Below are 22,115 nucleotides of genomic sequence, written 5' to 3'. Positions count from 1 at the left end.
GCCTGTCGTGCGGCGGTGAAAGCCCGCCGCGATCAAGCGGCCCCCGCGGGGCGCAACGTGGCCAGAAAATCCGCGATCACGCCGTCAAACTGCGGATCCTGCGCGGCATTGTAGAGTTGCGCGGCCAGCATGCCGCGTTTCGAGCCGCAGTCGAACCGCGTGCCCGCAAACCGAAAGCCCGCCAGCCCGATATCCGCGATGCCCTGCGCGATGGCGTCGGTCAGTTGGATCTCTCCGCCCGCGCCCGGCGTCTGATGCGCGAGCGCGTCAAAGATCGCGGGGTCCAGCACATAGCGCCCGACCACCGCCGTGGTCGAGGGCGCGTCTGCGGGCTCCGGCTTCTCGACGATGCCATCGGCATGGGCAAAGCGACCGTCGCGCGATGCGACCCTGAGAATGCCGTAGCTCGACACCTCATCGCGCGCGACATCCATCGTCGCGACCATATGCCCGGCCCGGCAGTCGGCGTAGGCATCGATCATCTGCGACAGGCAGCCCGGTTCGCCCAGGATCAGGTCGTCGGGCAACAGCACGGCCACCGGACCGGGCAGCACATCGCCGCGCGCGCAGGCAATCGCATGGCCCAGTCCCAGCGGTTCGTCCTGCATGACAAACCGCAGATCATGGTCGTCGGTGTCGATCGCATCCTCCGCAAGCCGGTCCGACATGCGATCCTTGCCGCGGGCGCGCAGGGTCGCCCTGAGGTCCGCATCGTCGCGGACGTGCTGTTGGATCGCCGGTTTCGACGGGTGGCTGACAAAGATCAGCCGCTCGATACCCGCCTGCACCGCCTCGTCGATTGCAAACTGGATCAGCGGAGTGTCGAGCACCGGCAAAAGTTCCTTGGGGACCGCCTTGGTCGCAGGCAGGAACCGTGTGCCCATCCCCGCAACGGGGAAGATCGCGGTTCGGATGGGGCTGTGTGACATGAGACGGTCCTTGTTAACGCAATTGAAACAGTGGGTTTGAATGTAGGAACACCTGGCCGACTGTCAAAACCACCGGCGAAAACCCGTGCGGCTGACCGCTCCTTGTGACCGCGCGCCCCGACGGCATGACCGGTCTCGACCGTCACCGGGCTCACGCAGCTTTTCCGGTTTGCAACCATAGACTTACGCCAAACCTCCAAAGACCGGCGAAGCTCAAACGCCGAAGGCCCACAGGCCTCCATGACAGGGCCGCGCTCATGTCTGCACATAAATTTGGCAGACCTGCGCAATTTCCAATCACCCCGTTGAACGACCGCCGAGGCCTCGCGCTTGCGGCGCCGCCGGCCTTGAAGCGACGCAGGAACCCGTTAGGTCAATGGATGGGGCAGCCCTGATCCGCGCGGCTGCCGCACACGACACCGGAGGATGCAATGACACGATCCGCACAGACGATGAAACCGGCAAGGGCCACATACGCGCCATGACCCCGCCCGCAATCGATGACGCCACTTTCGTCCTTGCCACCGATCTGGATGGTACGTTTCTGGGCGGCGACGATGCGGCGCGCGCCGATCTCTACGACTGGATCCGCCGGCATCGCGCCAGCGTCGGATTGATCTTTGTCACCGGGCGCGATCCGCAGTTCATCGGCGCGCTGTGCGATGGCGGCGACGTGCCCTGGCCCGATTACGTGATCGGCGACGTGGGCACCACGATCGCGCATGTCACGCCGGACCGGTCCATCGCCCCCATTGCCGCGCTGGAAGCCGCGATTGCCGAGGTCTGGCAGGACAGCGGCGACCGGGTGCGTGCGATGCTCGATGACGTGCCGGGCCTTCGACTTCAGAAGACAGCGTTTCGCCACCGCGTCAGCTATGACCTCGATCCCGATGTGCTGGAGGATGGCACGGTCGAGCGGGTGCGCGACGCCGGATTCGACGTTCTGATCTCGGACAACCGATATTTCGACGTGCTGCCGCAGGGCGTCAGCAAGGGCCCGTCCCTGCGCCGCCTGATGGCGCATCTGAATGTGGCCGAGCACCGTGTCCTGGCGGCAGGCGACACGCTCAATGACCTGTCGATGCTGGTGGCGGGCACGCCCGCCGTCGCCGTGGGCGGGGCCGAGCAGCCGCTGGTCGAGGCGCTGGCCGGCACGGCCTCGGTCTACCACGCGCGCGGCATCGGCGCCGCCGGCATCACCGAGGCGATCGCCCATTTCGACCTTCACCCCCATGCCACGAGGATCTGAGCCATGCCGTCCGACCTTGTCATCGTCTATCACCGTCAACCCTATGAAGAGGTCGAGGAAAACGGCAAAACCGTTTTTCGCGAGAACAAGAGCCCCAACGGCATCGTCCCGACGCTGAAGAGCTTTTTCGGCACCGCCGACCGTGCATCGTGGATCGCATGGAAACTGGCCGAGGACCCGGCCGACCCAGGGTTCGATCGCGTGGTCGAGATCAACGACGCGCATGGCCGATATTCGGTGTCGCGCCTGCCGCTGACGATGGATCAGGTCCGCAGCTTCTATCATGTCTCCAGCAAGGAGGCGTTCTGGCCGATCCTTCACAGCTTCAAGGAAAAGTTCAACTACGATCCCGTGGACTGGCCCACCTTCCGCGAGGTGAACTGGGCCTTTGCCGAGGCGGCGGCCCGCGAGGCGGCCAAGGGCGCGCGGGTCTGGATCCATGACTACAACCTGTGGCTGGTGCCGGGATACCTGCGGCAATTGCGGTCGGACGTGACCATATCGTTTTTCCATCACACGCCGTTTCCGGCGGCGGACATGTTCAACGTGCTGCCATGGCGGCGCGAGATCGTGGAAAGTCTGCTGGCCTGCGATATCGTCGGTTTTCATATCCCGCGCTACGCCGCGAATTTCCTGTCCGTCGCGCAAAGCCTGTTCGACGTCACGCCGGTCGCCCGCGAGGCCGTGGACCCGGAACTGGTGTCCGACGGCACCGCGCTGAGCGAACGCAGCACACCCACGCTGATCGAATTCGATGGCCGGTATGTGGCGATCAGCGCCTCAAGCGTCGGCGTGGCGACCGACTTCATCGAAAGCCGCGCCAACGATTCAAGGGTGCGCGCCGATGCGCAGGCAATTCGCGCGGACCTGGGCGATGTGCGGCTGGTGCTGTCGGTGGGGCGCACCGATTACACCAAGGGCGGGTTGGATCAGCTTGAAAGCTTCGAGCGCCTGCTGACCGACACCCCCGATCTGCGCGGCACGATCCGGTTGATGCATGTCTCGGTCAGCGCCGATCGCAACATGTCGGCCTATGCCCGCACCCAGACCGGCATCGAGGAAGCCGCTGGGCGCATCAACGGGCGGTTCGGCACGCTGGAATGGCAGCCGGTCGCCCTGATCTCGCGCGCGATCCCCTTTGACGACCTGATCAAGTACTACCTTGCGGCCGACGTGGCATGGATCACGCCGCTGGTCGATGGGATGAACCTGGTGTGCAAGGAATACGTGGCCGCGCGCACCGACGGCGACGGCGTTCTGGTGCTGTCGGAATTCGCGGGCGCGGCGGTGGAGCTGAACTCTGCCGTGATCACCAACCCCTTTTCGCATCGATCGATGGATCAGGCGCTGTTGCAGGCGCTGGCCATGCCCGAAGACGAACGCCGCACCCGCATGGCCGCCCTGCGCGCCGTGGTCAGACGCTATTCCGTGGCCGCCTGGGGCCAAAGCCAGCAGGCCCAGTTCGACGCGGCCATCGCGCGCAAGGCCGGCTGACCCCTAAAGGGCTGCGTCCAGAATGCGGGCCAGCGCATCGGGCGGCAAGGCGACCGGGTTGGCCTTCATCGACGACGAGCCGGCGGCATCGCGCGCCACGGCATCGAGATCGGGATCGTCGCCCAGCCAGCCGCCAAGGCGCGGCAGACCAAGGTCGTCCAGGCGTTGCGCCAGCGCATCGACCGCGGTGTCCCGCGTCACGCCCAAGGCATCGGCAAGCCAGGCATCTACCCGGTCGAGGCGACCCAGATCCAGCCCCGCGAGCGCCAGGGCGCGGCGGTTTTCGGTCAGCACAGGCGGCAGCAGACGACCGCACAGCGCGCCGTGCGGCGCGTCGAACCGCCCGCCGATGACCCCCGCCAGACCGTGCACCGCCCCCAGGCCCGCATTGGCCAGCGCCAGCCCGCCCATCAGGCTGGCATAGGCCATCCGGTCGCGCGCGCCGGCATCCTCGCCCTCCATCAGCCGCATCAGCGCCGCCAGTCCCATCGGGGTCGCCTGCTGGCACAGGGCGTCGGTCATCGGCGTCGCGCGCGACGACAGGTACGGCTCGATCAGTTGCGTGATCGCATCCAGCCCGGCGGCAAGGGTCAGATCCCGCGGCGCCCCGTCCGTCAGGCCGGGATCCACGATGGCGAGGTTGGCCAGCATCCGCGCATCGCGCAGGCTGACCTTGCGCCCGGCCTCCGGCACACCGATCACCGCGTTCTTGGTCACTTCGGCGCCGGTGCCCGCGGTGCTGGGAATGGCGACAAAGGGCAGCGGCGACTGTTCCAGCGGGATGCCGCCCCCCACCCCTTCGAGGTGGTCCATCACGTCGCCGGGTCCGGGGATCAGCGCCGCGGCGGCCTTGCCCAGATCGATGACCGATCCGCCACCGATGGCCACCACCGCGGTCGCGTCATGGGCGCGCCCCGCCGACACGGCCGCCTCTACCGCGCCGACCGTCGGCTCGCCGATGCTGCGGTGCTGGCGCAGCTTGCAGCCAAATCCGGTCAGTTCGCTGGCCAGCGTGTCGGCCTGGGGCACCGACCCGCCGCGCACCAGCAGGATACGCGATCCGAATTCGGCCACCTGCACGTGGGCGTCGCGCAGCACACCGCGCCCGAAGAGGATCCGCCCGGCCGTCTCGAAGCTGAAAGGGTGCATCTGTCGTGTCCTTGTCTTGCGTCCTCAGAAGGACAGCGTGGCGGTCACGGCCCGGCTCCAGTCCGCGTATTTCCGGTCGCGCACCGCGGCCGACATCTCTGGCTGGAACGTCCGCTCCAGCGCCCAGGCGCGGGCAAAGCCGTCCTGGTCGGGATAGATTCCGGCGCGCTGCCCGGCCAGCCATGCCGCCCCCAGCGCCGTCGTCTCGAGCGTGCGGGGCCGGTCCACCGGGGCGTCGATGATGTCGGCCAGGAACTGCATCGCCCAGTCGGACGCGCTCATGCCGCCGTCCACCCTCAATGTGGGGGCGGCGCCGTCGGATTGCCAGTCGGCGTGCATCGCATCGAGCAGGTCGCGGGTCTGGTAGCCCACGCTTTCCAGCGCCGCGCGGGCGAATTCCGCCGGCCCGGAATTGCGCGTGAGCCCGAACACCGCGCCGCGGCATTCGGCGTTCCAATAGGGCGCGCCAAGCCCGGTGAAGGCGGGCACCAGCACGACCGTCTGATTGGGGTCGGCGGCCTCGGCCAGCGGCTGCGTCTCGTGCGCGTCGCGAATGATCTTCAGCCCGTCGCGCAGCCATTGCACCACCGCGCCCGCCACAAAGATCGACCCCTCGAGCGCATAGGTGGGCGCACCTTCAAGCTGATAGGCGATGGTCGTGAGCAGCCGGTTGTGCGATGTCACCGGGGTCGCGCCGGTGTTCAGCAGCGCAAAGCACCCGGTGCCATAGGTCGACTTCAGCATTCCCGGCTTGAAGCATGCCTGCCCGATGGTGGCCGCCTGCTGATCGCCCGCCACACCGAGGATCGGTATCGGGCGGCCGAACAGATCGGCGCGCGTGGTGCCGAAATCGGCGGCGCAGTCGTGCACCTGCGGCAGCATCGCCATGGGCACGCCCAGCAGATCGCAGATCGTGCTGCTCCACCGGCCCTTGTGAATGTCATACAGCATGGTGCGCGCGGCATTCGTGGCATCGGTGGCATGTACCGTGCCGCCCGTCAGCTTCCAGATCAGCCAGCTGTCCACGGTGCCGAACAGCAGCTCGCCCCGCGCCGCGCGGTCGCGCGCGCCCTCGACATGGTCGAGGATCCATTTCAGCTTGGTGCCGGAGAAATACGGGTCTGCCAGCAGACCGGTCTTGGCGGAAATCGTCTGCGCATGGCCGGCGTCGCGCAGGGTGCGGCAGTAATCGGCGGTCCGCCGGTCCTGCCAGACGATCGCGTTGTAAATCGGCTGGCCGGTGTCGCGGTCCCACACCAGCGTGGTTTCGCGCTGGTTGGTGATGCCGATGGCGGCGATATCCGCGGGGCCAAGCCCGGCCCGTTCGATGGCCGCCCGGCAGGTCGCGGCGGTGGTGGACCACAGGTCCGCCGGATCATGTTCGACCCAGCCGCTGTTGGGGAAATGCTGCGGGAATTCTTCCTGCGCGGTGGCGGTCACGTCCATCGCGGCGTCAAAGATGATGGCCCGCGAGGAGGTGGTGCCCTGGTCAATGGCAAGGATATGGGTCATGGCGGCCCCGCTTTGGTTTGAAATCGTCGTTCGGTCAGCCCGGGCCCGGCGGCGCACAGGATGAAAGTGGTCGGGGCCCCGGTGTCCGGAGCCCCAACCGATCGGTGCCTTACTGCCAGGACTTGATCAGCTCGTCATAGCTGATCGTCTCGGGCGTCGGGTCCTCGTTGTCGAGCTTGGCCACCGGGGAGCCGGGCTGCTCGAGCCAGTAGGACGCGTCCTGCGGCTCGTTCATCACCGGGCCCAGATCGCCCTGCACGCCTGCGCGCTCCAGACGCTCAAGCACTTTTTCCTGCTCTGCACAGAGGCTGTCCAGGGCTTCCTGCGCGGTCTTGGCACCGGACATCGCATCGCCGATGTTCTGCCACCACAACTGCGCCAGCTTGGGATAGTCGGGCACGTTCGTGCCGGTGGGCGACCACTGCACCCGTGCGGGCGAGCGGTAGAATTCCACCAGGCCGCCCAGCTTGGGCGCGCGCTCGGTAAAGCTGTCGTGGTTGATCGTGCTCTCGCGGATGAAGGTCAGCCCGGCGTGGGATTTCTCCACGTCGACCGTCATCGAGGTCACGAACTGCGCATACAGCCATGCGGCCTTGGCGCGGTCCACCGGGGTGCTCTCCATCAGCGTCCAGCTTCCTGCGTCCTGGTAGCCGACCTTCTGGCCATCCTTCCAGTAGGCGCCGTGCGGGCTGGGCGCCATGCGCCACTTGGGTGTGCCGTCCTCGTACAGGACGGCGGTGGCCGCATCGTTGACCATGTCGGCGGTGAAGGCGGTGTACCAGAACATCTGCTGGGCAATCGCGCCCTGCGCCGGAACCGGGCCGGCCTCGCCAAAGGTCATGCCGGCGGCGGCGGGGGGCGAATACTTGTCCAGCCACTCGATCGCCTTGGTCACGGCATAGACGGCCGCCGCGTCGTTGGTGGCGCCGCCCCGCTCGACGCAAGAGCCGACGGGCTGCGAGTTCTCGTTCACCCGGATGCCCCATTCATCGACCGGCAGGCCGTTGGGTTCACCCACGTCGCCCATGCCCGCCATCGACATCCACGCATCGGTGTAGCGCCAGCCAAGCGAGGGGTCCTTCTTGCCATAGTCCATGTTGCCATAGACCTCGACGCCGTCGATGGTCTTGCCGGTGAAGAACTCCGCGATGTCCTCGTAGGCCGACCAGTTGACCGGAACGCCGAGGTCGTAGCCGTAGGCCTCCTTGAATTCCGCCATCAGCGCGGGATCGGTGAACCAGTCGTAGCGGAACCAGTAGAGGTTGGCGAACTGCTGGTCGGGCAGCTGGTAGAGCTTGCCATCGGGGCCGGTGGTGAATTCAAGCCCGATGAAATCGTCGAGATTGATGTTGGGGTTGGTGACATCCGCGCCCTCGCCCGCCATCCAGTCGGTCAGGTTGCGCGCCTGCTTGTAGCGCCAGTGCGTGCCGATCAGGTCGCTGTCGTTGATATAGGCGTCATAGATGTTCTCGCCCGACTGCATCTGGGTCTGAAGCTTTTCGACCACGTCGCCTTCGCCGATCAGGTCGTGGGTGATGTTGATGCCGGTGATCGCGGTAAAGGCGGGCGCCAGCACGTTGGCTTCGTATTCATGGGTGGTGATCGTTTCCGACACCACGCGGATGTCCATGCCGGCAAAGGGCTGCGCCGCATCGACAAAGAACTGCATCTCCGCTTCCTGGTCCGCGCGGCTCAGCGCGGAGCGTTGGATCGTCTCGTCGAGGAACGCGCGCGCGGCGTCCATATCGGCAAAGACCGGACCCGCCAGCAGGCCCAGCGTCGCGGCCAGCGCCGTGGTCGATTTCATTCTTGATAGTCTCATGTTGTCCTCCCTAGACAATGATTTGAGTGTAATGAGGCGGCCCGGGTCGTTGCCCGAACGCGCCGTTTCATGCGTCTAGACCCAGCGAAAGACCGCCGCGGCATAGACAAGGCAAGCCAGCAGCGCATAGGGCTGCGGGCCCACCTCGAAACCCAGCCAGATCAGGTTGATGAAGGCTGAGCCCAAAAGCGTGATGAACAGACGATCACCACGGGTTGTTTCGATCCGCAGGATGCCCACGCGGGGCGTCTCGGGGAATTTGACCGCCAGCACCGTGAAGGTGACCAGCAGGGCCGCGATGACGGCAAAGAAGATCGCGGTCGGTGTGGTCCAGGCCATCCAAGACATAGCGGCGTTCCTTTCCTCAGACCCGGCCGAGGGCAAAGCCCTTGGCGATGTAGTTGCGGACGAAATAGATCACCAGCGCCCCCGGCACGATGGTCAGCACCCCGGCGGCGGCCAGCACGCCCCAGTCGAGGCCCGACGCCGAGACCGTGCGCGTCATCGTCGCGGCGATGGGTTTGGCATCGACGGAGGTGAGCGTGCGGCTGAGCAGCAGTTCCACCCAGGAGAACATGAAGCAGAAGAACGCGGCGACCCCTATGCCGCTGGCGATCAGCGGCATGAAGATGCGGATGAAAAAGCGCCCGAAGCCGTAGCCGTCGATATAGGCCGTCTCGTCGATCTCCTTGGGGACGCCGCGCATGAACCCCTCGAGGATCCAGACCGCCAGCGGCACGTTGAACAGGCAATGCGCCAGCGCCACGGCGATATGCGTGTCGAACAGCCCGACGGACGAATAAAGCTGAAAGAACGGCAGCGCAAAGACGGCGGGCGGCGCCATCCGGTTGGTCAGCAGCCAGAAGAAAAGGTGCTTGTCGCCCAGAAACGTGTAGCGCGAGAACGCATAGGCGGCGGGCAGCGCCACGGCGAGGCTGATCACCGTGTTCATCACAACGTAGATCAGCGAATTGACATAGCCCATGTACCACGACGGGTCGGTCAGGATCTTGGCGTAGTTGGCCAGGGTCAGATCGCGCGGCCAGAGCGAGAAGTCGCCGAGGATCTCGATGTTGGTCTTGAGGCTCATGTTGATGAGCCAGTAGATCGGCAGCAGCAGAAACAGCAGGTAGATCGCCATCACGACGGCCGAGCCATTGGGCCGGAACCGGCGGCGCGGCACGGCGCGGGCCTGGGTTTCGGTGACCTTGCCGGGGATGGTGCCCGCACCGGGGGCTTTTGCGGTCGTGTCGGTCATTACAGGCCATCCCTTTTGTCGAGGTTGGTCATCACGGTGTAGAACACCCATGAAATCAGCAGGATCACCAGGAAATACATGATCGAGAACGCCGCGGCGGGGCCCAGGTCGAACTGCCCCAGCGCCATCTTGACCAGGTCGATCGACAGGAAGGTGGTGGCGTTGCCCGGCCCGCCGCCCGTCACGACGAAGGGTTCGGTATAGATCATGAAGCTGTCCATGAAGCGCAGCAGGATCGCGATCATCAGAACGCCCGCCATCTTTGGCAACTCGATGAAGCGAAACACCTTCCAGCGGCTGGCCTGATCGATCTTGGCCGCCTGGTAGTAGGCATCGGGGATCGATTGCAGCCCGGCATAGGCCAGAAGCGCCACCAGCGAGGTCCAGTGCCAGACATCCATCACGATCACGGTGATCCAGGCCGCCACCAGGTCCTGCGTGTAGTTGTAGGAAATTCCCAGCTTGTCGAGCGTGTAGCCCAGCAGCCCGATATCGACGCGGCCAAAGATCTGCCAGATGGTGCCCACCACGTTCCACGGGATCAGCAGCGGCAGCGACATCAGCACCAGGCAGACACTGGCCCAGAAGCCCTTCTTGGGCATGTTGAGCGCCACGAAGATGCCCAGCGGCACCTCGATCGCGAGGATGATCGCCGAGAACATCAACTGGCGGCCCAGCGCGTTCCACATGCGGTCGCTGGCCAGCATGTCCTCGAACCACTCCAGCCCGGCCCAGAAGAACTGGTTGTTGCCGAAGGTGTCCTGCACCGAGTAGTTGACCACGGTCATCAGCGGGATGACGGCGGAAAAGGCCACCAGCACCAGCACCGGCAGCACGAGGAACCATGCCTTTTGATTGACGGTCTTGTTCATGGCGCGGCCTCCCCTTGGGCGCTGACGCGCCAGTCGTCGGCATAGACGTTGATGCCGGTCGGATCGAATGTGATGGCGGTGACGTCGTCGGACAGGCCCGCGTTTTCGGATGCGATGGCGCTGACCTCCCGGCCGGCGACGTCAAGGCGCACGATCTTGTGGCGTCCGACGTCCTCGACCCGGGTGATGCGCGCGGGCACGCCGTTGCCGTCGGCGGCCAGCCGGATGAATTCGGGGCGCACGCCGACCTGGATCTTGCCGCCCTGCGGCGCATAGGCCGCGCCAAGGTCCACCTCGACCCCGCCCACGCGGGCGCTGCGGCCCAAGACATCGGCATCGAACAGGTTCATGCCCGGAGAGCCGATGAAATACCCCACGAAGGTATGCGCGGGTCGCTCGAACAACTCCTGCGGCGTGCCGATCTGGACCACGCGGCCATCGTACATCACCACCACCTTGTCGGCAAAGGTCAGCGCCTCTGTCTGGTCGTGGGTGACATAGATCATCGTGTGGCCGAACTCGTGGTGCAGCGATTTCAACTGCGTCCTGAGTTCCCATTTCATGTGCGGGTCGATCACGGTCAGCGGTTCGTCGAACAAAAGCGCGTTCACGTCCTCGCGCACCATGCCACGCCCGAGGCTGATCTTTTGCTTGGCATCCGCCGTCAGCCCGCGCGCCTTGCGGCGCAGCTGGTCCTCCATCCCGATCATCGCCGCGATCTGTTGCACGCGCTGCGCCACATAGGACGCATCGGCGCCGCGGTTGCGCAGCGGAAAGGCAAGATTGTCGGCAACGGTCATGGTGTCATAGACGACCGGAAACTGGAACACCTGCGCGATGTTGCGGTCGGCCGTGGGCCAGTGGGTCACGTCCTTGTCGTCGAACAGGATACGCCCCTGGCTGGGGTGCAGCAGCCCCGAGATGATATTGAGCAGCGTGGACTTGCCGCAGCCCGACGCCCCGAGCAGCGCATAGGCTTCGCCATCGCGCCAGTCGTGGTTCAACTCCTTCAGGGCAAAATCGTCCTCTCCGGCCGGGTTCGGCAGGTAGGAATGCGCAAGGTTGTCGAGGGTGATCTTGGCCATCACGCGGCCTCCGCATAGGGGGCCGGGGCCACGAGCCGGCCATCCGTCGCAAAGACATAGACATGCGCGGGATCCAGATAGACCGTCAGCGGCTGGCCGGGTCTGAGGTCTTGCACCCCGTGCACCAGCCCCACCCACCGCTCCGTCCCGTGGTCGAGGTGCACAAAGGTCTCCGACCCGGTGATCTCGGTGACGCTCAGGCGGGTCTCGAACTCAAGCGCGCCGGCGACATGGGGGTGCAGCTCGATGTGATTGGGCCGGAACCCGGCGGTGTATTCGCCGTCTGGCTGGCCCTGCACCGCGGCAGGCGTGCGCGCGGTCTGACCTTCGCCGAACGAAATCGTGCCGCCGGATTTGACGACCGGCAGAAAGTTCATCGGCGGATCGGAAAACACCCGCGCGGTCGTCGCGTCCACCGGCTTGCGGTAGACCTGCGGCGTCAGGCCGAATTGCGTCACCCGCCCCTCCCACAGGGTCGCGGTATTGCCACCCAGCAGCAGCGCCTCTTCGGGTTCGGTCGTGGCATAGACGAAAATCGCGCCGGACTTTTCGAAAATCTTCGGTATCTCGGCGCGCAATTCCTCGCGCAGCTTGTAGTCGAGGTTCGCCAGCGGTTCGTCCAGCAGCACCAGCCCGGCGTTCTTGACCAGCGCCCGCGCCAGCGCGCAGCGTTGCTGTTGCCCGCCCGACAGCTCCAGCGGCTTGCGGTCCAACATCGGACCAAGCTGCATCAGGTCGGCGGTTTCGCGCACCCGCGCGTCGATCTCGTCGCGTCCGACCCCCATCAGCTTCATCGGCGAGGCGATGTTGTCATAGACGGTCATCGACGGGTAGTTGATGAACTGCTGATAGACCATCGCGACCCGGCGATCCTGAACGCGCATGCCCGTGACGTCCGTGCCCTGCCATTCGATCCGCCCCTTCGTCGGCGCATCCAGCCCCGCCATCAGCCGCATCAGCGACGTCTTGCCCGAGGAGGTCGGCCCCAGCAGCACGTTCATCGTGCCCTTTTGCAGCTCGAGGTCCGTGGGGTGGATGTGGGTCTGCGCCCCCACCACCTTGGACACGCCTTTCAACTTCAGTGACATCTGCTTCCCTTTCTCATTCCGCGGCGTCGGCGTCGTGCCCGGCACGCCGGTCGCGCATCCAGGCCTCAAGCCGCGCGATCTGCCTGTCGTCGAGCCGCAAGCCAAGCTTGCTGCGGCGCCAGATCACGTCCTGCGCCTCGCGGGCGTATTCACGATCCATCAGCCACGCGACCTCTCGGGCGGTCAGCGTCGCGCCGAAATCCTCGCCCAGCGCGTCGCGCGTCGTGGCGTCGCCCAGCACCTGCCGGGTCTCGGTGCCATAGGCGCGGATCAGGCGCCGCGCCCATGCGGCATCGAGAAATGCATATTCGGCCCGCACCGCGGCGATCAGCGCATCGACCCCGTCGACCGGAAAATCGCCCCCCGGCAGCGCGACCCCGGCCGTCCAGGCCCCCGGCGTGCCCGGGAAATAGGGACCGATCTTGACCAACGCGCTTTCGGCCAGCCGCCGGTAGGTGGTGATCTTGCCGCCAAAGACGTTCAGGATCGGCGCGCCGCCCGCGTCGTCCACCTTGAGGGTATAGTCGCGCGTCGCCGCCGTGGCGCTGCTGACGCCATCGTCATAAAGCGGGCGCACCCCCGAATAGGTCCACACGATGTCGTCGGTGGTGATGTCGTGCTTGAAATACTGGTTCGCGAAATCGACCAGATACGCGCGTTCGGCGGGCGTGCAGACGGGTTTTTCGTCCGGGTCGGCGTGTTCGTTGTCGGTGGTGCCGATCAGGGTGAAATCGGTCTCGTAGGGGATGGCAAAGATGATCCGCCCATCCGTGCCCTGAAAGAAATAGCATTTGTCGTGATCAAAGAGCCGCCTGGTCACGATGTGGCTGCCGCGCACCAGGCGCACGCCTTCGCGGCTGTTGATGCGCACCTTTTGCTGGATGATGTCGCCGACCCAGGGCCCGCCTGCATTCACCAGCATCCGGGCGCGGAACATGCGCGTCTCGCCGCTGTCGCGGTCCTTGACGGTCACCTGCCACGCACCGTCCACCCGTTCGGCGCTTTGCACCTTGGTGCGGGTCATGATCCGGGCGCCGCGCGCTTCGGCATCGCAGGCGTTCAGCACCACAAGCCGCGAATCCTCGATCCAGCAGTCGGAATACTCGTAGGCGGTCTCGAACCTGTCCTCCAGCGGCGCGCCCTCGGGGCTGCCGCGCAGGTCCAGCGTTGTCGTGGGCGGCAGGATCTTGCGGCCCCCCAGCGTGTCGTAAAGAAACAGGCCCAGCCGGATCAGCCAGGCGGGGCGCCGCCCCTTCATCCAGGGCATCACCGTGTTGAGCAGCTTGGAGGTCGGCGTATCGCTTTCGAACCGCATGTCGCGGTGATAGGGCAACACGAACCGCATCGGCCAACTGATGTGCGGCATGGCGCGCAGCAGCGTCTCCCGCTCGATCAACGCCTCGCGCACCAGGCGGATCTCGAAATACTCGAGATAGCGCAGACCGCCGTGGAAAAGCTTGGTCGAGGCCGAGGAGGTCGCGGAGGCCAGGTCGTTCATTTCCGCCAGCGCCACCCGCATGCCCCGGCCCGCCGCATCGCGCGCGATGCCACAGCCGTTGATGCCGCCCCCGATGACGAACAGGTCGAATGTGTCTGGTGACATGCGCTTCGCTGACATTCGGCCTCCCCCACCAATGTTCGACTCTGCGCTTCATGCTTAGATTAACGCGGCGTTAAAGAAAAGACTTGCTTTCGTTTTCTTTCGGAATTGGAAATTTCGACGTGTCGCCCATATTATCAAGGCGGAGTGCGCAGAGCTTCCCACACGCCATGCGGGATTTCCACGCCGAATCGGCAGCGAGACAGACCCGATTGCCCCGGATCGAGCGGGAATCCCACATAATCGCGCAGAAACGAACATATCGTTGAACTTTGCCACCGATCGCGCGTAAGCTGACCTGACAAGAGGACCGCCCATGTCGCATACCTTTCGCCACCCAGAGATCGTCGAGATCGCCCGCCGCAAGGGTAAAGTCACCGTCGAGGGATTGGCGGATCATTTCGGCGTCACCTTGCAGACCATTCGCCGCGACCTGACGGAACTGGCCGAGGCCGGGCGGCTGGACCGTGTGCATGGCGGGGCGGTGCTGCCCTCGGGCACGACCAACATCGGCTACGAGGACCGCAGGCGGCTGAACGAAGGGTCCAAGATCGACATCGCGCGCACCTGCGCACGGCACATTCCCGACGGCTGCGCGCTGTTTCTCAATATCGGCACCAGCACGGAGGCCGTTGCGACCGAGTTGCTGCATCATCGCGACCTGATGGTTGTGACCAACAACATGAACGTGGCCAACATCCTGGCCGGCAATCCCGAATGCCAGGTGATCGTGACGGGCGGAAGCCTGCGCCGGTCCGACGGCGGGCTGATCGGGTCGCTGACGACCGATACGATCCGGCGGTTCAAATTCGACCTGGCGGTGATCGGCTGTTCGGCGATGGACGCCGACGGCGACCTGCTGGATTTCGACATTCAGGAAGTCGGCGTCAGCCAGACCATCATCGCCCAATCGCGCGCCACCTTCCTGGCGGCCGATCATTCCAAGTTTCAGCGCAGCGCGCCCGCGCGCATCGCGTCCCTGGCGGATGTGGACGCGGTCTTTACCGATCGGCCCCTGCCCGCCCCCCTGACGGCGCGCTGCGCAGAGTGGGGCACGCAGGTCTTCGTCGCGGATACCGCCCCGGCAGAGACCCCGGACTGACGCCCGCGCCGCCAACCCGCCGAACATGGCCGGACACCCCGCATAACCGACCGCCGGCGCAGCCAGACTGCGCCCGAACCGCGTGAATTGCCGGAAACTTTCAGTTCGTGATTGCCTTAACGTCAATAAAAGGCTCAACTGATGCAAATATTACCAATTTTTCATTCTGCACGTTCCGAAAGTTATTTGGGGTTTCTCAATGGTTGATTTTTGTGATGCGCCGCGTCGTGCCGACAGCCGTCCGTGGCGGTTGTCCGCCGGCGCGAAGGTTGCGCTGCGGCTCGGCGCGTTGCCGGTGTTGTCGCTGACGCTGCTGATCGGGCAGATGCACCCGCTTGCCGCGCAGACCGCGACCCCGACCGCCAGCGACCTGACCCCGGAAAGTTTCGCCCCCCGCAAACAGCGGTTGAACGGTGCGGTGGTGTTTTCGGGCGAACGGGGCACCAAACCGCCCCCCGGGGCCGAAAACCTTTTGATCAGCCTGTCGGGTCTGGAACTCGAGGGGGCATTGCCGCAGATGGCCGCGGTCAACGCCGCCACGCGCGATCGGCTGACCGGCCAGACCATCACCGTCGCCGAGATTTTCAACGCCGCATCGGATCTGGAAACCGCCTATGCGCAGGCCGGTTTCGTTCTGGCCCGCGTGATCTTGCCCGCGCAGAACCTGCGCGACGGCGGCACCCTGCGGATCGTGGTGGTGGACGGCTTTGTCGAAACCGTCGATGCCAGCGCAGCACCGCCGCAGGTGCGCGACCGGCTGACCCGCCTGACCGATCCCTTGGTCGGGCGGCGCAGCGTCAAGCTGACCGATATAGAACGCCAGTTGCTACTGGCGGGCGACACCTATGGCGTGGCGCTGGGATCGGCCTTGGCGGCGGGGGCGACACCGGGAGCCACCTCGCTTGTGCTGCAACCCGAATTCCGCCCCGTGACGGGGTTTTTGGCGTTTGACAACGCGGTCTCGGACGAGCTGGGTTCGGGCACGGTCAGCGCGGGCTTCGAGCTGAACAGCCCCTTCGCCCTGGGCGAGACATTCTACGGACGGTTTTCCGGCGCGCCGACGGGCGATGGCAGCGACGGGCTGGGCGGCGTGTTCTCGGGCGATCCGCGCCTGCGCACCCTGTCTCTGGGCGCGGTGGTTCCGCTTGGCGATGACGGTCTGACGCTGAACGTCGAAGCGACCGACAGCCGCTCCACCCCCGAGACGGCCGCCGCCCCGACCAGCAGCGCGTTCGAGCGGTACTCGGTGCGTCTGTTCTATCCCTTCGTCCGTTCGCGCAACCGCAACATTTCGGGCCAGGTGACCCTCGACAGCCAGAGCGACGCGCAGGACCTGGTCACCGCCACGGGCCGCACGCCGATCTACCGCGATGAAACCAGCGTCCTGCGGCTCGCGGCGGATGGCTTCTGGCAGACCGAGAACGGCACGGTGATCGAAGCCGGGTCCGTGCTGTCGCGGGGGTTGGATATCCTGGGCGCGCGCACCGCCGCGGATGCGGCCGGCGGCACGCCCCTGTCGCGCCAAGGCGCGGATGCGGAGTTCACCAAGATGGTCGCCTCGGCGCGGTTGCGGCGCATGTTGACCGACCAGTTCAACCTGTCGCTGGCCGGACGTGTCCAGACGTCCTTCGGCGACCCGCTTGTCACCAGCGAACAATTCGGCATCGCGGGATCGCAAGAACTGTCGGCCTTCGATGCCGGCACGCTCAAGGGCGACAGCGGCTGGGTGGTCCGCGGCGAGGTGTCGATGCCGCGGCAGGTCAAGGTCGCGGATTACGGCCTGCTGGCCAGCCCTTACGTCTTTGCCGCCTACGGACAGGTTCGATTGCAGCAGCCCACCGTGGCGGAACGCTCCGAGGTCGGGGCCTCGGCCTTCGGGATCGGGCTTGAACTCAACGCACTTGAAAACTCGCAATTCTCGTCCGCAACGCTGCGGATCGAATACGGGAAAGGACACCGAGATGACAACGCACCCGACACCAGCAGGTTCAGCGTCGTTGGCTCCTTCCGGTTCTGACGCGGGCCGGAGCCGCGCGCGTGTGGCGCGGATCGTGCTGTGCATGACCACGGCGCTGACTCCGCTGGGTGTGGCCGCGCAGGAATTGCCCGGCGGCGGCACCGTGGCGCACGGCACCGTCGATATCGCCCGGCCCGGCGCGGGGTCCATGACCATCACGCAGGGCACCGGCACCGCGGTGGTCAACTGGGACAGCTTTTCGATCGGCAAGGGCGGCGCGGTCGATATCCGCCAGCCCGGTCGCGATGCCGCCCTGCTCAACCGGGTGACGGGCAGCACCACCAGCCAGATCCACGGCCGGCTCACCGCCAACGGACAGGTCTTCGTGGTCAACCCCAACGGCATTTTCATCGGTCCCACGAGCCACATCGAGGCGGGCGGCTTCGTCGCGTCCACTCTCGCGATCCGGAACGAGGATTTCATTCTGGGCCAGCCGGTGTTCGAAGGCGGCGGCGCATCCGCCGCGGTGACCAATCAGGGCCGGATCAACATCGTGCCCGGCGGCTATGCCGCCTTGCTGGGCGGCAAGGTCAGCAATGCCGGCGTGATCCGGGTGCCGATGGGCAAGGTGGGCCTTGGCGCGGGCGAACGCGCGACGCTCGACCTTGGCGGCGACGGGTTCCTGCAGGTCGCCATACCATCCGACACCGACGACGCCGACCTTGAGGCCCTGATCGAGAATTCCGGAACCATCGAGGCCAACGGCGGCCAGGTCGAGATGATCGCGGCCACCGCCCGCCGCGCGGTGCGCAACGCCATCAACCTTGGAGGTGTTGTCGAAGCGCGCAGCGTCAGCGGGCGCAACGGGGCCATCACGCTGGGCGGCGGCGACGGCGGATCGGTCAAGGTGACGGGCCATCTTCGCGCCCAGGCGCCCGCCCGGATCGCCACGGCCACATCGCTGCGCCCGGCCGCGCGCCCGGCCACCGGCGGCGCGGTCACGATCACCGGCCATGACATCGCCCTGCAGGGCGCCACGATCGACGTCACCGGCGACGCGGGCGGCGGATCGGTGCGCATCGGCGGCGCGTACCAGGGCGGTGCGGGCCTGCCGCGCGCCCAGAGCGTATCGGTCGATGCCGCGACGACGATCCTGGGCGATGCGACGCGCACGGGCGATGGCGGCCGGATCATCGTGTGGTCCGACGACACGACGCGCTTTGACGGACGGATTTCGGCCCGGGGCGGCGCTGACTCCGGGAACGGCGGCTTCGCCGAGGTCTCGGGCAAGCGGCATCTGTATTTCGCCGGGTCCGCCGACCTGCGCGCCACGGCGGGCGATTGGGGGCGCCTGATGCTCGATCCGACGGATTTCGAAGTCGTCGCCGCGCTGAGCGGTGCGCCCAACGAGCTTTTGTTCAGTGACGTGCAAAACCAGCTCGAGATAGGCAACTTTGAAATCACCACCAGCAGTTCGGATCTTGATCCGGGCGATATCACCGTCTCGGCGGGCCTCACCTGGACCACGGCTTCGGTACTGACGCTGAGCGCCGACAACGGCATCGCACTGAACGCTCCGATCTCGGCGGCGATCGGCGGTCTGGCGCTATCGGCGTTCGGCGCGCCGATCACGACCTCGGCGGCAGGCAGCGTCGATGTCGCCGATTTCACGCTGCAAAGCGGCGACTGGCAACAGCTTGGCACGCCCCTGCCCGCCTTCAACGCCGCCGATTTCACGATCTTTTCGGGCGCGAGCTTCCTGCGTGCGCTGGGCGGCGACGGCGCAGGCGCGCCCTACCGGATCACCGATGTCTACGGGCTGCAAGGGATAGGCACCGGTTCCTACGCGGCCGATAATTTCGCGCTGGCCAACCCCATCGACGCCTCCGTCACGGCCACCTGGCGGCCTGATTTCATCGGCTTCACCGGCTTCGCGCCGATCGTCAGTTTCAGCGGCACGCTCGATGGCAATCGGCATGCGATCGACGGGTTGCGCTCGCGGCAGTCGTCCTTTGGCAGCGGCGCAAGCAGTTCGGCGGCGTTGATCGACGTCATCGCGCCCACGGGCGTGGTGCAAGACCTGAGCCTGACCGACGCGATCGTCGAGGGGCCGAGGGCGGGGATCGTTGCCGGCCGCAACGAGGGCACGATTTCCGGCGTTTCGGCGCAGGGCCTGGTCATCAGCTACGAAGGCGATGCGGGCGGTCTGGCGGCAGTGAATGCAGGCAGCATCAGCGACAGCTACGCGATTGCCGGCCTATCGGTCACGATCGAACCCGCGACCGAGCCCAGCGGCGGCAGCAGCTATTCGATCGGCGGCCTGGTCGGCCTCAACGACCTGAACGGCACGATCACCCGCAGCGACAGCGATGGCGACGTGGCGTTCGATCAGGGCCTCGAGGTCTATGCGGGCGGGCTGGTCGGACAGAACATCGGAACCATCACCGACGCATTCGCCACCACGCCCGTCACGGCGACCAGCGCCACCACCGTGCATATCGGCGGGCTGGTCGGCGGCAATGCCGGGACCATCGACAGGACCTATTCGACAGGCGCGGTGACACTTGCGGCGGGCTGTTGTTCGCTGGCGGATGCGGGCGGGCTGGTCGGGATCAACGTCATTCCAGAGATCACCGGCACCGTGTCCAATTCATTCTGGGACACGCAGACCAGCGGCCAGGCCACCAGCGACGGCGGCACTCCGCTGTTGTCGGGGGATTTCCAGACCACGCAGGGCTTCATCGACCGGGCGGCACCGCTCGGCTGGGATTTCGACCTGGTCTGGGCGCCGGGCGACAGCACGTTCTACCCGGTCAACTATTCGACCGCATCCGTGATCTTTGCACGGCCCGACGACACGACGTTCGTCTACAACGGCACCGCGACCGGCTTTCCCGTCACCGGCGCCTTCTCGGGCGGGGTGGGCGACTACCGCTTTGGTCCGCTCAACGACACGCTGGACCGTGCCGTGCTGAACGACGACGTGCTGGCCGATGGATCGGACGCAGGCCTGCGGAGCTTTGCCTACCAGACGACCAGCCTGCAAAGCACGCAGGGCGTGAATTTCCGCATCGTCGATCTGAGCGCCCTGGTCGATATCACCCCGGCCCCGCTGACGGTGACGGCAGATGACCAGACCAAGCGATATGGCACCACGTTCGGCTTTGCCGACACGGAATTCACGACCGCCGGGCTGGTGGTGGGCGACAGCGTCGACAGCGTCAGCCTGACCTCCGAAGCGGCACCCGCCGGTGCGACGGTGACAGGCAGCCCCTATTCCATCGATGCGGGCGCGGCCACCGGCACTGGGTTGGGGAACTACGACATCACCTATGTCCCCGGCGCCTTTACCGTAACGCCCGCGCCGCTGAGCGTTCTGATCGATGACCGGAGCAAGCAATATGGCGATGCAGTCGTCTTTGATGGCAGCGAATTCACCGTCACCGGTCTGGTCAATTCCGACAGCCTGTCGTCGGTGACGTTGACCAGCATCGGCGCACCCGGCACCGCACCGGTCAGCGGATCGCCCTATGCCATCGACGGCGGCGCTCCCGTCGGCAACGGGCTGGAGAATTACACCGTCAGCTTTGCCCCCGGCGACCTGACGGTCACGCCGGCACCACTGAGCATCACCGCGCAGGACCAGAGCAAGCAATACGGCACCGCCTTCGTGTTCGAGGGCACCGAATTCATCACCATGGGCTTGCTGAATTCCGACAGCGTGGACAGTGTCAGCCTTGCCTCGGATGCTGCACCGGCAAACGCGACCGTCGCCGGCAGCCCCTATCCCATCGGCGCGAGCGCCGCCACGGGCACCGGGCTTGGCAACTACACCATCGCCTATGCGCCCGGCGCGTTCACCGTCACCCCCGCGCCGCTGAGCGTTCTGATCGACGACCGGACCAAGACCTACGGTGATCTGGTGGTGTTTGACGGCACCGAGTTCACCACCACGGGCTTGCGCAACGGCGACAGCGTCGCGTCGCTGGTCCTGTCCAGCCCGGGCGCCGGCCGCGCGGCCGGGGTGTCCGGATCACCCTATGCCATCGACGGCAGCGGCGCGGTCGGGAGCGGGCTGGAAAACTATGCCCTGACCATCGCGCCCGGCGCGCTGAGCGTGACACCCGCGTCGCTGCGGGTGATCGCGAACGACCAGAGCAAGGCGGAAGGCACCGTGTTCCGCTTTGCGGGGACTGAATTCACCACGCAGGGGCTGCTGAACGCCGACAGCGTCGATGCCGCCGTTCTGTCAAGCGACGGCGCCGCCGACAGCGCCCCCGCCGCGGACAGCCCTTATGCGATTTCGATTGCCCAGGCCGAAGGAACCGGGCTGGGCAACTATGACATCGCATACGTGGACGGGACGTTCGTCGTCACGAACGGCGAGGCCGCACCGCCCCCGCCCCCCGAACGCACGCCGCCGCCCCCCTTCGGGACGTCGTTGCCCAATCCAAAGGACGCCCTGAACATAACCCTGACCAGCAATGCCGCGCCGCAATCGGGCGGCAGCGCAAGCCTGGACAAGGCGAGGGAAACGCTGGCCGTCGTCGAAAGCCTGTCGGGCGATACCGAAATCGCGATCAAATCCTGCGGAATTTCCGACGCGGACATCGGCAACTACCTGACCTGCATGGCCGAAGCGCTCGATACCTACGCCAACGCGCTGGATGAGATCGTGAACGACCTGCCCAGCGGAATGGAGAACGTATCGGCGATCATCCGGACCGCGCGCAGCGGGGTCACGGCCGCAGGGGCCCGGGCGCAAGCGCGTCTGGCCACCGCCACCACCGACGCCGAGCGCCGCGCCATCCGGGTCGATGCGCTGACCGAGGCGCGGGCGTCGATCGATACGGCACGGACCGAGATCCGCAAGGCGATCACGCTGATCCGGGCCGACGATCCGGAGTTGACGCGCGTGCAGCAGCAGACCGTGATGCGGATTGTGAATGTCTTCGATACGGTGGATACTGAACTGGTGAGAGCGGTCGAACTGTAACC

Annotated in this window: 15 protein-coding genes; 5 read left to right on the top strand and 10 right to left on the bottom strand. The window is 66.1% G+C overall.

From position 1 onward, the window contains the following. Window positions 1-32 precede the first annotated feature (32 nt). Window positions 33-929, bottom strand: a complete 897-nt coding sequence (locus FDT80_RS00720; protein ID WP_138660331.1) for a UTP--glucose-1-phosphate uridylyltransferase — start codon at window positions 927-929, stop codon at window positions 33-35. Between the two features lie 481 nt (window positions 930-1,410). Between FDT80_RS00720 and FDT80_RS00715 the strand changes: the two genes are divergently transcribed. After that, window positions 1,411-2,178: an HAD-IIB family hydrolase gene (locus FDT80_RS00715; protein ID WP_138660330.1), complete on the top strand. Its 768-nt coding sequence runs from the start codon at window positions 1,411-1,413 to the stop codon at window positions 2,176-2,178. A gap of 3 nt (window positions 2,179-2,181) precedes the next feature. Continuing rightward, entirely contained in the window at window positions 2,182-3,672 is a 1,491-nt protein-coding gene (gene ggpS, locus FDT80_RS00710) for a glucosylglycerol-phosphate synthase (RefSeq protein WP_138660329.1), read from the top strand. 3 nt (window positions 3,673-3,675) lie between these two features. Here the strand turns inward: ggpS and FDT80_RS00705 are convergent, their stop codons facing one another. The 9 genes from FDT80_RS00705 to glpD form a co-directional block, all read right to left on the bottom strand. Further along, window positions 3,676-4,821: an iron-containing alcohol dehydrogenase gene (locus FDT80_RS00705; protein WP_138660328.1), complete on the bottom strand. Its 1,146-nt coding sequence runs from the start codon at window positions 4,819-4,821 to the stop codon at window positions 3,676-3,678. A gap of 24 nt (window positions 4,822-4,845) precedes the next feature. After that, entirely contained in the window at window positions 4,846-6,333 is a 1,488-nt protein-coding gene (gene glpK / locus FDT80_RS00700) for a glycerol kinase GlpK (protein WP_138660327.1), read from the bottom strand. Window positions 6,334-6,442: 109 nt separating this feature from the next. Next, on the bottom strand, window positions 6,443-8,140 hold the full coding sequence (locus FDT80_RS00695; protein ID WP_138661730.1) for an ABC transporter substrate-binding protein: 1,698 nt from the start codon (window positions 8,138-8,140) through the stop codon (window positions 6,443-6,445). A gap of 90 nt (window positions 8,141-8,230) precedes the next feature. Beyond that, window positions 8,231-8,503 carry a DUF2160 domain-containing protein gene (locus FDT80_RS00690; protein ID WP_138660326.1) on the bottom strand — a complete coding sequence of 91 codons (273 nt, stop codon included), beginning with the start codon at window positions 8,501-8,503 and terminating at the stop codon, window positions 8,231-8,233. A gap of 16 nt (window positions 8,504-8,519) precedes the next feature. Beyond that, window positions 8,520-9,413 carry a carbohydrate ABC transporter permease gene (locus tag FDT80_RS00685; RefSeq protein WP_170311753.1) on the bottom strand — a complete coding sequence of 298 codons (894 nt, stop codon included), beginning with the start codon at window positions 9,411-9,413 and terminating at the stop codon, window positions 8,520-8,522. Continuing rightward, window positions 9,413-10,285, bottom strand: coding sequence for a carbohydrate ABC transporter permease (locus FDT80_RS00680; protein WP_138660325.1), 873 nt, complete (start codon window positions 10,283-10,285; stop codon window positions 9,413-9,415). Before FDT80_RS00680 ends, FDT80_RS00685 begins: the two co-directional genes overlap by 1 nt. After that, window positions 10,282-11,370 (bottom strand): ABC transporter ATP-binding protein, encoded by a 1,089-nt coding sequence (locus FDT80_RS00675; RefSeq protein ID WP_138660324.1) that lies wholly within the window; start codon window positions 11,368-11,370, stop codon window positions 10,282-10,284. The genes FDT80_RS00680 and FDT80_RS00675 overlap by 4 nt, the downstream gene beginning before the upstream one ends. After that, window positions 11,370-12,458, bottom strand: a complete 1,089-nt coding sequence (locus FDT80_RS00670) for an ABC transporter ATP-binding protein (RefSeq protein WP_138660323.1) — start codon at window positions 12,456-12,458, stop codon at window positions 11,370-11,372. The genes FDT80_RS00675 and FDT80_RS00670 overlap by 1 nt, the downstream gene beginning before the upstream one ends. A 13-nt stretch (window positions 12,459-12,471) precedes the next feature. Then, a complete protein-coding gene (glpD, locus tag FDT80_RS00665) occupies window positions 12,472-14,061 on the bottom strand; it encodes a glycerol-3-phosphate dehydrogenase (protein WP_138660322.1) in 1,590 nt (529 codons plus the stop codon). Window positions 14,062-14,374: 313 nt separating this feature from the next. On the opposite strand from glpD, the gene FDT80_RS00660 reads away from it, so the two are divergent. From FDT80_RS00660 to FDT80_RS00650, 3 genes are all read left to right on the top strand, one after another. Next, complete coding sequence (locus FDT80_RS00660; protein WP_138660321.1) at window positions 14,375-15,160, top strand: DeoR/GlpR family DNA-binding transcription regulator; 786 nt, start codon at window positions 14,375-14,377, stop codon at window positions 15,158-15,160. Between the two features lie 199 nt (window positions 15,161-15,359). Then, window positions 15,360-17,177, top strand: coding sequence for a ShlB/FhaC/HecB family hemolysin secretion/activation protein (locus FDT80_RS00655; RefSeq protein WP_246039776.1), 1,818 nt, complete (start codon window positions 15,360-15,362; stop codon window positions 17,175-17,177). Further along, window positions 17,122-22,113: an MBG domain-containing protein gene (locus FDT80_RS00650; RefSeq protein WP_246039774.1), complete on the top strand. Its 4,992-nt coding sequence runs from the start codon at window positions 17,122-17,124 to the stop codon at window positions 22,111-22,113. Before FDT80_RS00655 ends, FDT80_RS00650 begins: the two co-directional genes overlap by 56 nt. Window positions 22,114-22,115: the final 2 nt, after the last annotated feature.

The organism is Sulfitobacter sabulilitoris (genome assembly GCF_005887615.1).
Lineage (GTDB): Bacteria > Pseudomonadota > Alphaproteobacteria > Rhodobacterales > Rhodobacteraceae > Sulfitobacter_E > Sulfitobacter_E sabulilitoris.
Note: the sequence above shows the minus strand (reverse complement) of the source record. Positions and strands in the feature narration are given on the sequence as shown.

Excerpts from the sequence above, each read along its gene's own strand:
- FDT80_RS00720 (WP_138660331.1), bottom strand. The coding sequence starts at position 929 with ATGTCACACAGCCCCATCCGAACCGCGATCTTCCCCGTTGCGGGGATG.
- FDT80_RS00715 (WP_138660330.1), top strand. The coding sequence starts at position 1,411 with ATGACCCCGCCCGCAATCGATGACGCCACTTTCGTCCTTGCCACCGAT.
- ggpS (WP_138660329.1), top strand. The coding sequence starts at position 2,182 with ATGCCGTCCGACCTTGTCATCGTCTATCACCGTCAACCCTATGAAGAG.
- FDT80_RS00705 (WP_138660328.1), bottom strand. The coding sequence starts at position 4,821 with ATGCACCCTTTCAGCTTCGAGACGGCCGGGCGGATCCTCTTCGGGCGC.
- glpK (WP_138660327.1), bottom strand. The coding sequence starts at position 6,333 with ATGACCCATATCCTTGCCATTGACCAGGGCACCACCTCCTCGCGGGCC.
- FDT80_RS00695 (WP_138661730.1), bottom strand. The coding sequence starts at position 8,140 with ATGAAATCGACCACGGCGCTGGCCGCGACGCTGGGCCTGCTGGCGGGT.
- FDT80_RS00690 (WP_138660326.1), bottom strand. The coding sequence starts at position 8,503 with ATGTCTTGGATGGCCTGGACCACACCGACCGCGATCTTCTTTGCCGTC.
- FDT80_RS00685 (WP_170311753.1), bottom strand. The coding sequence starts at position 9,413 with ATGACCGACACGACCGCAAAAGCCCCCGGTGCGGGCACCATCCCCGGC.
- FDT80_RS00680 (WP_138660325.1), bottom strand. The coding sequence starts at position 10,285 with ATGAACAAGACCGTCAATCAAAAGGCATGGTTCCTCGTGCTGCCGGTG.
- FDT80_RS00675 (WP_138660324.1), bottom strand. The coding sequence starts at position 11,370 with ATGGCCAAGATCACCCTCGACAACCTTGCGCATTCCTACCTGCCGAAC.
- FDT80_RS00670 (WP_138660323.1), bottom strand. The coding sequence starts at position 12,458 with ATGTCACTGAAGTTGAAAGGCGTGTCCAAGGTGGTGGGGGCGCAGACC.
- glpD (WP_138660322.1), bottom strand. The coding sequence starts at position 14,061 with ATGTCACCAGACACATTCGACCTGTTCGTCATCGGGGGCGGCATCAAC.
- FDT80_RS00660 (WP_138660321.1), top strand. The coding sequence starts at position 14,375 with ATGTCGCATACCTTTCGCCACCCAGAGATCGTCGAGATCGCCCGCCGC.
- FDT80_RS00655 (WP_246039776.1), top strand. The coding sequence starts at position 15,360 with ATGGTTGATTTTTGTGATGCGCCGCGTCGTGCCGACAGCCGTCCGTGG.
- FDT80_RS00650 (WP_246039774.1), top strand. The coding sequence starts at position 17,122 with ATGACAACGCACCCGACACCAGCAGGTTCAGCGTCGTTGGCTCCTTCC.